11 protein-coding genes, 2 pseudogenes and 1 riboswitch are annotated in these 10,087 nt (G+C 39.7%); all 13 genes and pseudogenes read right to left on the bottom strand.

Annotated features, from left to right (window positions below):
• A pseudogene (locus AC11ZT_RS13210) lies at positions 1–434 on the bottom strand (Fe-S cluster assembly protein SufD); the annotation flags it as partial.
• Positions 435–449: 15 nt separating this feature from the next.
• Positions 450–1,232: a Fe-S cluster assembly ATPase SufC gene (sufC, locus tag AC11ZT_RS13205; protein ID WP_379970396.1), complete on the bottom strand. Its 783-nt coding sequence runs from the start codon at positions 1,230–1,232 to the stop codon at positions 450–452.
• A gap of 256 nt (positions 1,233–1,488) precedes the next feature.
• The gene (gene metQ / locus AC11ZT_RS13200) at positions 1,489–2,295 is read right to left on the bottom strand and encodes a methionine ABC transporter substrate-binding lipoprotein MetQ (RefSeq protein WP_379970398.1); all 807 of its coding nucleotides are present in this window, start codon (positions 2,293–2,295) and stop codon (positions 1,489–1,491) included.
• A 61-nt stretch (positions 2,296–2,356) separates the two neighbouring features.
• Positions 2,357–3,022 carry a methionine ABC transporter permease gene (locus tag AC11ZT_RS13195; RefSeq protein ID WP_484060041.1) on the bottom strand — a complete coding sequence of 222 codons (666 nt, stop codon included), beginning with the start codon at positions 3,020–3,022 and terminating at the stop codon, positions 2,357–2,359.
• Positions 3,015–4,040 carry a methionine ABC transporter ATP-binding protein gene (locus tag AC11ZT_RS13190; protein WP_484060040.1) on the bottom strand — a complete coding sequence of 342 codons (1,026 nt, stop codon included), beginning with the start codon at positions 4,038–4,040 and terminating at the stop codon, positions 3,015–3,017. The genes AC11ZT_RS13195 and AC11ZT_RS13190 overlap by 8 nt, the downstream gene beginning before the upstream one ends.
• A 90-nt stretch (positions 4,041–4,130) precedes the next feature.
• A riboswitch (SAM riboswitch) is annotated at positions 4,131–4,241 on the bottom strand.
• Positions 4,242–4,365: 124 nt separating this feature from the next.
• The gene (locus AC11ZT_RS13185; protein ID WP_484060039.1) at positions 4,366–4,710 is read right to left on the bottom strand and encodes a hypothetical protein; all 345 of its coding nucleotides are present in this window, start codon (positions 4,708–4,710) and stop codon (positions 4,366–4,368) included.
• Between the two features lie 91 nt (positions 4,711–4,801).
• Positions 4,802–5,113, bottom strand: a complete 312-nt coding sequence (locus AC11ZT_RS13180; RefSeq protein WP_484060038.1) for a thioredoxin family protein — start codon at positions 5,111–5,113, stop codon at positions 4,802–4,804.
• A gap of 14 nt (positions 5,114–5,127) precedes the next feature.
• Positions 5,128–5,469: a toprim domain-containing protein gene (locus tag AC11ZT_RS13175; protein WP_379970403.1), complete on the bottom strand. Its 342-nt coding sequence runs from the start codon at positions 5,467–5,469 to the stop codon at positions 5,128–5,130.
• A 159-nt stretch (positions 5,470–5,628) separates the two neighbouring features.
• A complete protein-coding gene (gcvH, locus tag AC11ZT_RS13170) occupies positions 5,629–6,012 on the bottom strand; it encodes a glycine cleavage system protein GcvH (RefSeq protein WP_484060037.1) in 384 nt (127 codons plus the stop codon).
• Between the two features lie 61 nt (positions 6,013–6,073).
• Positions 6,074–6,430 carry an arsenate reductase family protein gene (locus AC11ZT_RS13165; RefSeq protein WP_484060042.1) on the bottom strand — a complete coding sequence of 119 codons (357 nt, stop codon included), beginning with the start codon at positions 6,428–6,430 and terminating at the stop codon, positions 6,074–6,076.
• A gap of 150 nt (positions 6,431–6,580) precedes the next feature.
• A complete protein-coding gene (locus AC11ZT_RS13160; RefSeq protein ID WP_484060036.1) occupies positions 6,581–8,365 on the bottom strand; it encodes an acyl-CoA dehydrogenase family protein in 1,785 nt (594 codons plus the stop codon).
• Positions 8,366–8,386: 21 nt separating this feature from the next.
• Entirely contained in the window at positions 8,387–9,562 is a 1,176-nt protein-coding gene (locus AC11ZT_RS13155) for an acetyl-CoA C-acetyltransferase (RefSeq protein ID WP_484060035.1), read from the bottom strand.
• 12 nt (positions 9,563–9,574) lie between these two features.
• Positions 9,575–10,087: pseudogene (locus AC11ZT_RS13150) on the bottom strand (3-hydroxyacyl-CoA dehydrogenase); the annotation flags it as partial.

Here is a 10,087-nt window from a genome sequence, read left to right as displayed (position 1 = left end):
GCTGCATGAAGAGCAGTTAGACGATTTGCATCAACTTTCACTGCATCCTTCATCAAATATTTTTGCAACAGTTCCCCATGCTCACTTGCTGCTGTAAGAATATCTGTAAAGATGACGCCTTTTTCCTTCGCTTCATCGGATAGTTCAACATATGCTTTTGTATTGCTTCGTTGCACAAGTACATTTTTCGTTTCTTCTGTTACGAGTTTCTTTATGTTTTCAGGAAGTTCTTCGAGTGAACTTACTGGTTCTTGCTTTGCAATCTTGTTCATATTGACAAAGTTCCATTTGTCAATTTTTGTTTTATCAGGCTTTGGCATTGGCAGGTTTTCAGCTTGTGCAAGAGCTTGCAAACGGAATTCTGTCAACCAAGCTGGTTCTGTGCTTGCCATATGACGAATATATTCTGGATCGATTGTTGTGCCGATTGTCATGTTTATCCTCCTCGCTTACGCTTGTTGCTCTTCTTCTTCTTCAATTCCTAGTTCTTGTTTAATCCAATCATATCCTTCTGCTTCCAAACGCTGAGCAAGTTCAGATCCACCTGATTTCACGACACGTCCGTTCATCATAATGTGTACGAAGTCAGGTGTAATATAGTTTAATAAACGTTGATAGTGAGTAATAATTAAGCAGCCTAATTCTTCTCCGCGCATTTCGTTAACACCTTTAGAAACAACTTTTAGTGCATCAATATCAAGACCGGAGTCAATTTCATCAAGGATTGCAAATTTTGGTTGAATCATCATCATTTGCAGAATTTCGTTACGTTTTTTCTCTCCGCCTGAGAAACCTTCGTTTAAATATCGTTGTGCCATCGCAGAATCCATTTCAAGAAAATCCATTTTCTTGTCTAGCATACGAATGAATTTCATAAGTGAAATTTCATCGCCTTCTTCGCGGCGCGCATTAACAGCAGAACGCAAGAAGTCAGCATTTGTTACCCCGCTAATTTCACTTGGATATTGCATTGCTAAAAATAGACCTGCACGAGCGCGTTCATCTACTGCCATTTCCAATACATTTTTACCATCTAGCGTAATGCTTCCTGATGTTACCTCATATTTAGGATGACCCATAATTGCAGAAGATAAAGTAGATTTACCTGTTCCGTTCGGACCCATGATTGCATGGATTTCTCCGCCCTTAATTTCCAAGTTAACTCCTTTTAAAATCTCCTTGCCATCGATGGATACATGCAAGTCTTTAATCGTTAAAGTAGAACTAGCCATCATATTACCTCCATTTATATCTATCTAAAATAATAATTAGTTTAAAACATTTCTAATTCTCATTGTATTCTCAATACAATATTATATCAATTGAAAAGATTTATCAAATGGTAAAAATGTTGAAAAAACGTCATATTTCCTTTTTTATTTCGCTTTACATTTGAATAATTTGCATATAAAAACGAGGCGGACCAACGTAATCGTTGTTCCAACCTCGTAATGAGACATATTCTATTGCGTACTCGCTACATACAAATTATTCGCTAACAGGAACAACTGCACCTTTATACTTTGTTTTAATAAAGTCTTGAATTTCTTTAGAATGCAATACATTCACTAATTCTTTAATTTCAGGCTTGTTTTCATCACCTTTTCGAACTGCAATTACGTTCGCATAAGGAGAATCCTGTCCTTCAAGTGCCATTGCATCTTTGACAGGGTTTAAGCCTGCATCAAGTGCATAATTGGAATTAATCATAATTGCATCGCCTTCGTTATTTTTATAAATTTGAGGCAATAATCCTGGTTCAATATCCGTTTTAAATGTAATATTCTTAGGATTTTCAGCAATATCTTTTACAGTAGCTTTAACAGGATCTACGCCGTCTTTTAGTTTAATCAATCCAGCTTTTTGTAATAAAGCTAATCCACGACCATGATCTGTAACAGAGTTACTCATAATAATTTTCGCATTATTCGGAAGATCTTTTAAATCTTTATATTTTTGAGAGTAAAATCCGATTGGCTCAATATGAATTTTACCAGCTACCGCAAAGTTATAACCCTTGTCCTTCATTTCCTTTTCTAAGTAAGGAATGTGTTGGAAATAGTTTGCTTCAATACTTTTATCCGCTAACGCTTGGTTCGGCAATACGTAGTCTTGGAATTTTTTAATTTCAAGCTTAATTCCTTTTTTCTCAAGTATAGGCTTCGCTTGTTCTAAAATTTCTGCATGTGGAACATTAGCAGCACCGATTACTAAAGTTGTTTCACTTTTCCCACTACAAGCTGACAATGCTAGTACTAGCACTGCTATGAATACTGCAAATACTGTTTTTTTCATACTTGATAATCCCCTTTATTTTTTATATAGAAGCAATAGCGGATGAAATCACCATTGCCAATTACCGTTTATCAATGCGAGTTATAATCTGATCCCCAATGAATTGAATGATGAATACAAGAATGAGTATACATATAGTTGCTACAAAAGTTACATCATTATGGGAACGTTGGAAGCCGTCTAAAAATGCTAACGTACCCAGTCCTCCTGCCCCAACGACACCAGCCATTGCGGTATATCCAACAAGGGCAATTGTTGTAACAGTAATACCTGATACCAATGCTGGTAAGGATTCAGGAATGAGTACTTTCAAAATAATTGTACTTGTTTTTGCTCCCATCGCCTTCGATGCTTCAATGACTCCTTTGTCAATTTCACGAAGAGCAATTTCTACCATACGCCCGTAAAACGGTGCAGCCCCAATAATTAAAGCGGGTAATGCAGCTTCTGCACCTAGCATGGTACCTACTATTATTTTCGTAAAAGGTATGAGTAGAATAATGAGAATGATAAAGGGTATAGAACGAAAGATATTTACGAAGGCCCCTACAATTGTGTGAATCCCTTTGTTTTCCCATAGGTTGTCCTTTGCTGTCATAAATAGTAGCAATCCAAGTAAAAGTCCCAATACAAATGTTGCCACTGTTGAAATAGCTGTCATGTATAGGGTTTCTTCGATTGCTTGCCACATGTCGCCCCAATCTACATTTGGAAAAAGACTAAGCATGAGCAATCACCTCCATTTCAACCTCTTGCTGTGTAATAAAGGCAAGTGCCTTTTCAATATCTTCTGGTGACCCGTTGAGATGAACGACTACATTTCCGTACGAGCCGTTCGATGTTGGAGAAATCTTTCCTTGTAAAATGCTCACGTCGACAATGGTGTTACGAATAAGTTCTGTAATAAATGGCTTTTGAATCGCATCTCGTACAAATTGCAAGCGAACGACGACACCAGCAGGATACTTTTCTACTAAGTCATCGATTGTATCTTCTGCACCTTCAGCATCCGTAATTTGTGATACAAATCGCTTCGTAATTTCTTGCTTCGGATTGCGGAACACATCTAGCACATCGCCAATCTCTACAATAGAGCCTGCATCCATTACTGCAACGCGGTTGCAAATTTTTTGAATAACATGCATTTCATGTGTAATTAATACAATCGTCAGTCCTAACCGTTTATTAATGTCAAGAAGTAGATTTAAGATTTGATCCGTCGTCTCCGGATCCAATGCCGAAGTCGCTTCATCGCACAGTAATACTTTCGGATTATTAGCTAAAGCACGCGCTATCCCCACTCTTTGCTTTTGACCGCCGCTTAGCTGAGCAGGATAAGCATCCTCACGTCCTTGGAGACCAACAAGCTGAATTAATTCATTTACGCGTTCTTTTCGTTCTTCTTTGCCAACTCCTGCTATTTCCAAGGGAAAAGCAATATTTTCATACACCGTCCTGGACCAAAGCAAATTAAAATGTTGGAAAATCATTCCGATTTCTCTACGTGCAATTCTCAATTCTTTACCTTTAATTGCTGATATAATCCGTCCTGCAATCGTAATTTTTCCTGCAGTAGGTTGTTCAAGTTGATTTAACATACGAATCAATGAACTTTTTCCCGCTCCGCTATAACCAATCACACCGAAGATTTCACCTTGTTCAATTTCAAGGTTAACGTCCTGCACGGCAGTGATCGTACCGGTTTTTGTACGATACAGCTTTTGTACTTGCTCTAATTGAATCATCCGTGTTTTCCTCCCCTAAGCTGTCTTAACAAAACAAAAAACCCTATCTACGTAAATGAGCAGAAAGGGTTGTATCATTCTATATCCTCTCTCTCATCTCTCAAAGCATACATGCTTTGCAGGAATTGGCACCATTTCAACACTAAGCTGACGGTTGCCGGGTTTCACAGGGCACAGTCCCTCCACCTCTCTAAATAAGAGAAAACCAGATTGTTACGTCTGATTTCGTATTGTTATAAAGTTTTATGATTATACTTTTTATATTCTATCAATCTTATAACGGAATGTCAACAAAAATAAGTGATTCAATCGGATTACTACTTATTTAGATTTTACGATCCTGCTGCCTGCAAATGAAGAATATCGACTCTACTAAAAGCAAGGTACGGAGGGAACCAGCATACACAATCCCCTGTCTTCGAAGTAAACGCTGCAAGGGAATTTCTCCCGTCAGTAAGGACTGAAGATCTTGTTCTGTTTGAATATGTAATGTATTAGTGGAAGTTTCTTCCTTTCCTATAGAAGCACCATTCTTAGAAATGTGAAGATTATAACGTTCCTGCTCATAGTGAAGCGTTACGCTGCATTGCTGAGAAGGAAGGAGAGGTTCAAGAAATTGTTGTTCATTTGCATATTTTACGAATAATTGTAACGATGAATAGAGTTTCATTAGAGTCACTCCCGCAATCTTTGGTTATAGCGGTTCCTGTAAATTTCTTTCTATTTCCCGAGAAATATGTCGAGGCGACAATATATGTCGCCTAGTCTACCAGCGTCTTCAACTCATAATATAAATATTCTACCGATTGAAATGCATACACCCTTTTTTGCAACTGTCCATTTTGAAAAATTAACAAAGATGGAACACTTTCAATTTCATATTTAATCGCAAGATCTGGTGAATAGTTTAAATTTATTTTTCCTATACGTAGTGTTGGCAATGCCGCTTCTACAACGGTTAGCATCTTATTGGCAAGCTGACACGTCCCGCATAAAGGCGTATATACATATAAGATTGTTCGCTCATCTTGTTCAATACGTTCTGTTACTTCATTAGCTGTCCAGTCTTCCATCCATATCATCCCTACTATAAATATTCCGTATAAATGTCGATATTTGCTCCTACTAATACTGTTGCAAGATGGGACATAGGTGCGGTTGCAACTTCCCGATACGACCGATCCACATATAAATGCTCTGCCTGTGGAAATTCTCGCATAAATTGTTTTCGCAATTTATCTCCTGAGTCATCTGAATCGACAAGAATATAGACTTCTTTATCATGAAATTCATCTATTAATTCATCAAGCTTTGTTAAACTAATCGTTCCATTTGTACAGACGATTTCTACCGGTTCTTTAATAATGGATGCGATTTTTTGTTTATCTGATTTACCTTCCACAATAATCACTTTTTCTACTTCTTTCACGTAGCATCACCTGACTAATTTGGACTGTAGTACAATTGTATATAGTATATTCTTTCTTTTCACGGTGATTCCTTTTGGCTTATCCAAAGATGCAAAAAAGAAGCAGCACGTGCTGCCTCTTTTTTGCAGGCAATACACTGCCTAATAGGATGCTCTCGCCTATTCCTCGCTAATTAATGCTTCGTATTTCTCAGCAGAAAGTAAGTTTTCCAGTTCACTTGCATCACTAATTTCTAGTACTACCATCCATGCTTTTTCATATGGAGATTCGTTAACAAGCTCTGGGCTATCACTTAATTCTTCGTTAATTTCTAAAACTTTACCGCTAACAGGTGCATACAATTCAGAAACAGTTTTCACTGACTCCACGCTGCCAAACGGTTCATTGGCTTTCAATTCTGTTCCTACTTCAGGTAATTCTACGAATACAATGTCACCTAGTTCATGTTGTGCAAAATCTGTAATCCCTACAATCACTTTATTTCCTTCAACTTTAACCCACTCATGTTCTTCAGAATAACGATACTCTTTTGGGATACTCATATTACATTCCCCTCCACCTAAATAAAATTATAGTAATACCAAGTTTGGTACGTACCAACAATTATTTCCACATTTTATCAAATTGTTCTTCATTGAAGCCAACTGTTACGTGGTTACCATCTGTCACAATGGGACGTTTAATGAGCATACCATCTGATGCTAGTAGATCCAGCATTTCATCCTCGCTCATTTTCTTTAATTGATCCTTTAAGCCGAGCTCACGATATTTCATACCACTCGTATTAAAAAATTTTTTAAGTTCCAAACCGCTTTTTTCATAAAACTGCTGTAGCAGCTCTTTTTTTGGTGGATTCTCTATCAGATGAATGGCGTCATAGGAAACAGCGTTACTATCTAGCCATTTTTTTGCTTTCTGACACGTTCCACACTTCGGGTATGTATAGAATGTTACCGTCATCATTTCACCCACCTTTTCTTATCATTCATTCTATCATACGTATATCCATTTTTCCTATACAGTGATTTTTTAAAATATGAGAATAAATAGAGACTGCGCTACTTACGAGCACAGTCTCCATTTAGCCTTTTCACACAAATTGAATTGAAATTACAAGGTGTATGCTTCTTCTTCCAGAATCTTCGCAGCAATTACTCGCTTCTTGGCAATTACATCTACAGGAGTATAACGGGTAAATTTACGAAGTGCCGATAGCAGCATACGAAGGGAATCTCCGCTTTCTACGGCTACAAGTGTTTCCTTCGCATGTGCTTCAATTTGCTGGAACGCTTCTTGGCAAAATACTTCTGTGTACAGAAGCTTTTGTCTATTCTTGTCTATTCCCTTTGTAGCAATTGCCTTTTCTGTACGAAGGACTACCGATTCCATTGCATATACATTGCTTACAATATCGGCAATGTTAACAAGAATTTCTTGTTGTTTATCTAGAAGCTTTCCGTATTTTTGAACGGCAAGCCCGGCAATCATAATCCCTATTTTCTTCGCATTTTTAACAAGGTATTTTTCTTGCTCCAAAGGTGATGTACCAACTTCTTCCGGCGTTAACATGATCATTTCCTCTTGAAGCTGTTGTGCTTTTTGTAAAAGTGGCAGCTCGCCCTTTAGAGCCTTGCGAAGAAATGTTCCTGGCACGAGCAACCGGTTAATTTCATTTGTTCCTTCAAAAATGCGATTAATACGAGAATCACGGTACATTCTTTCAATCTCGTATTCTGCCATAAAGCCGTATCCCCCGTGAATTTGCACGCCTTCGTCTACAACATAATCGAGCACTTCTGAGCCAAATACTTTATTTAAGGAACATTCAATTGCATATTCTGCAATGCTTGCTGCAATCGCTTTTCCATTTTTCACTTCTTCCTCTGTCAGCGTACCCATGCGTGCCTCGAACAAGCCAACTGTACGATAGATTGAGCTTTCGGCTGCATAGGTCTTTACCGCCATATTTGCTAGTTTTTCTTGAATGAGCGGAAATTTGGCAATTGGCTGCTTAAACTGCTGGCGTTGATTTGCATATTGCGCTGAGATTTCCAGTGCACGCTTCGATGATCCAACGGCTCCGACACCAAGCTTATAGCGTCCAATATTCAATATATTAAAGGCAATGATATGGCCTTTTCCAATTTCTCCAAGCACATTTTCTACCGGTATAAGTGCATCTTGAAAAATTAGCGTACGAGTAGAAGACGATTTGATGCCCATTTTCTTTTCCTCAGGACCTGTGGAGATACCTGGATATTCCCGTTCTACGATAAAGGCTGTAAAATGCTCCCCATCGATTTTTGCATAGACGACAAATACATCCGCAAAGGCTGAGTTGGTAATCCACTGCTTTTCTCCGTTTAGAATGTAATGTGTTCCGTTTGGATGCAGACGAGCTGTCGTTTTGGCACCGAGTGCATCCGATCCTGATCCTGGCTCGGTTAGAGCATATGCTGCCAGTTTTTCACCGGTCGCAAGAAGAGGCAAATATTTTTTCTTCTGCTCTTCATTTCCGAACAGAACAATCGGAAGCGAACCAATCCCAACGTGAGCGCCGTGAGAAATAGCGAATCCTCCCGCACGTGCAAACTTTTCCGTAATGAGAGCCGAGCTAATTTTGTCTAGACCAATCCCGCCGTATTCCTCTGGCACATCTACACCTAACAGCCCTAGTTCTCCTGCAGCTTTTAACAATCGTACGGACCGTTCAAATTCATGTTGCTCTAAATATTCTAGTTCAGGTAACACTTCATTTACGATAAAATCCTCTGTCGTTTTTGCAATTAACTCATGCTCCTGTGTGTAGTCCTCTGGGGTAAATACCTGCTGATGTGTAATTTCATCAAGTAAAAAACTTCCGCCCTTTACTGCACTACCAACCGTTTTTTCCATAACTATGCCCCCTATTTTTTATTACAACAACTCAAATACCCCAGCTGCGCCCATTCCTCCGCCAATACACATTGTGACAATGCCAAATTGCTCACCGCGACGCTTCATTTCATGAACAAGAGAAAGGGTAAGCTTTGTACCTGTACATCCAAGCGGATGACCAAGTGCAATGGCCCCTCCATTTACATTGACCTTCTCTTCATCTAACCCAAGTTCCCGAATAACCTGAATGGACTGTGATGCAAATGCTTCATTTAATTCAATGAGACCAATATCAGAAAGCTCTAGTCCGGCAAGACGCAGTGCCTTCGGAATGGCAGCTACTGGTCCAATCCCCATCACTTCAGGAGGTACCCCTGCTACGGCAAACGAACGGAATTTAGCTAGCGGCTGAAGTCCCTCAGATACAGCCTTTTCACGGTCCATCAACAGAACCGCTGCTGCTCCGTCGCTCATCTGCGAGGAATTTCCAGCTGTAACAGAACCACGAACATGAAAGGCTGGACGAAGCTGACCGAGAACGGCTTGCGTTGTCTCTACCCGAACCCCTTCATCTTTTGCAAACGTAAATGTTTTTTCGTAAGGCTTATTACGATCATCGACTCCTCGAATCGTCACTTCGACCGGAACCGTTTCCTCGTCAAACTTTCCATTTTTTAATGCTGCAGCTGCGCGTTGATGACTGCGGACTGCAAACGCATCTTGTTCTTCACGGCTCACCGCATATTTATTCGCCACTTGTTCAGCTGTATGACCCATGCTCATATAATATTCGGGCGCTTGCTCTGCTAATTTACTATTAAGCCTGACTACATGTCCCATCATGGGAACGAGACTCATCGATTCTGCTCCCCCTGCAAGAATGGTATCCGCATTTCCTACCATAATACGTTCTGCACCGTAGGCAATACTTTGGAGACCTGATGAACAATAGCGGTTGATCGTAACAGCTGGCACCGTATGAGAAATCCCAGCTAATGCCCCGATATTCCGAGCCATATTCATCCCTTGCTCTGCTTCTGGCATCGCGCAGCCGATAATAATATCATCAATGTGCCCTTCATATTGGTTTGCTCGCTTCAATGTTTCTTTAATCACTAACGCTCCTAAATCATCCGGTCGAACCGTAGCAAGCGAGCCCTTCTTCGCTCTCCCTACCGGCGTTCTTGCACCTGCTACAATCACAGCTTCTCTCATTTTCCCATCCCCTTAATTACGAAGTGGCTTACCTTTTGTAAGCATGTGCTGCATTCTTGCTTGTGATTTCATCTCTTGAATCAAACTTAAAAATGCTTCGCGCTCTAAATCAAGCAGATATTGTTCATCAACCTCTGTTCCGTATGGTACTTTCCCACCGGCAATGACATAGGCAAGCTTCTTCGCAATTTTCACATCATATTCTGATATATAGCCAGATTGGTACATCGTCTCTGCCCCAATCAATAACGTTGCATACCCAGTTTCGCCAGCTACCGGAATCTTGTTTCGTACGGGCGGCTTATAGCCGGCTTCATACAAAGCAAGCACCTTTTGCTTTGCATCATATAAAAGATGATCATCATTTACGCTAATTCCATCTTTATCCCCTAAAAAGTTTGAGATAACTGCTTCTTGCGCCGATGTTGATACCTTTGCCATAGCAATTGTTTCAAATACTTTGCTCGCAACCTTCAACAAATCAATCTCTACGCCGCTCTTCATTTTGTTTAAATGCTTTATATA

The organism is Ectobacillus sp., from assembly GCF_056992975.1.
Note: the sequence above shows the minus strand (reverse complement) of the source record. Positions and strands in the feature narration are given on the sequence as shown.

What these genes read in the sequence shown, in the direction of transcription:
- AC11ZT_RS13185 (WP_484060039.1), bottom strand. Translation starts at nt 4,710, where the DNA reads ATGAAACTCTATTCATCGTTACAATTATTCGTAAAATATGCAAATGAA.
- AC11ZT_RS13165 (WP_484060042.1), bottom strand. Translation starts at nt 6,430, where the DNA reads ATGACGGTAACATTCTATACATACCCGAAGTGTGGAACGTGTCAGAAA.
- AC11ZT_RS13190 (WP_484060040.1), bottom strand. Translation starts at nt 4,040, where the DNA reads ATGATTCAATTAGAGCAAGTACAAAAGCTGTATCGTACAAAAACCGGT.
- AC11ZT_RS13160 (WP_484060036.1), bottom strand. Translation starts at nt 8,365, where the DNA reads ATGGAAAAAACGGTTGGTAGTGCAGTAAAGGGCGGAAGTTTTTTACTT.
- gcvH (WP_484060037.1), bottom strand. Translation starts at nt 6,012, where the DNA reads ATGAGTATCCCAAAAGAGTATCGTTATTCTGAAGAACATGAGTGGGTT.
- AC11ZT_RS13195 (WP_484060041.1), bottom strand. Translation starts at nt 3,022, where the DNA reads ATGCTTAGTCTTTTTCCAAATGTAGATTGGGGCGACATGTGGCAAGCA.
- sufC (WP_379970396.1), bottom strand. Translation starts at nt 1,232, where the DNA reads ATGGCTAGTTCTACTTTAACGATTAAAGACTTGCATGTATCCATCGAT.
- AC11ZT_RS13155 (WP_484060035.1), bottom strand. Translation starts at nt 9,562, where the DNA reads ATGAGAGAAGCTGTGATTGTAGCAGGTGCAAGAACGCCGGTAGGGAGA.
- AC11ZT_RS13180 (WP_484060038.1), bottom strand. Translation starts at nt 5,113, where the DNA reads ATGGAAGACTGGACAGCTAATGAAGTAACAGAACGTATTGAACAAGAT.
- metQ (WP_379970398.1), bottom strand. Translation starts at nt 2,295, where the DNA reads ATGAAAAAAACAGTATTTGCAGTATTCATAGCAGTGCTAGTACTAGCA.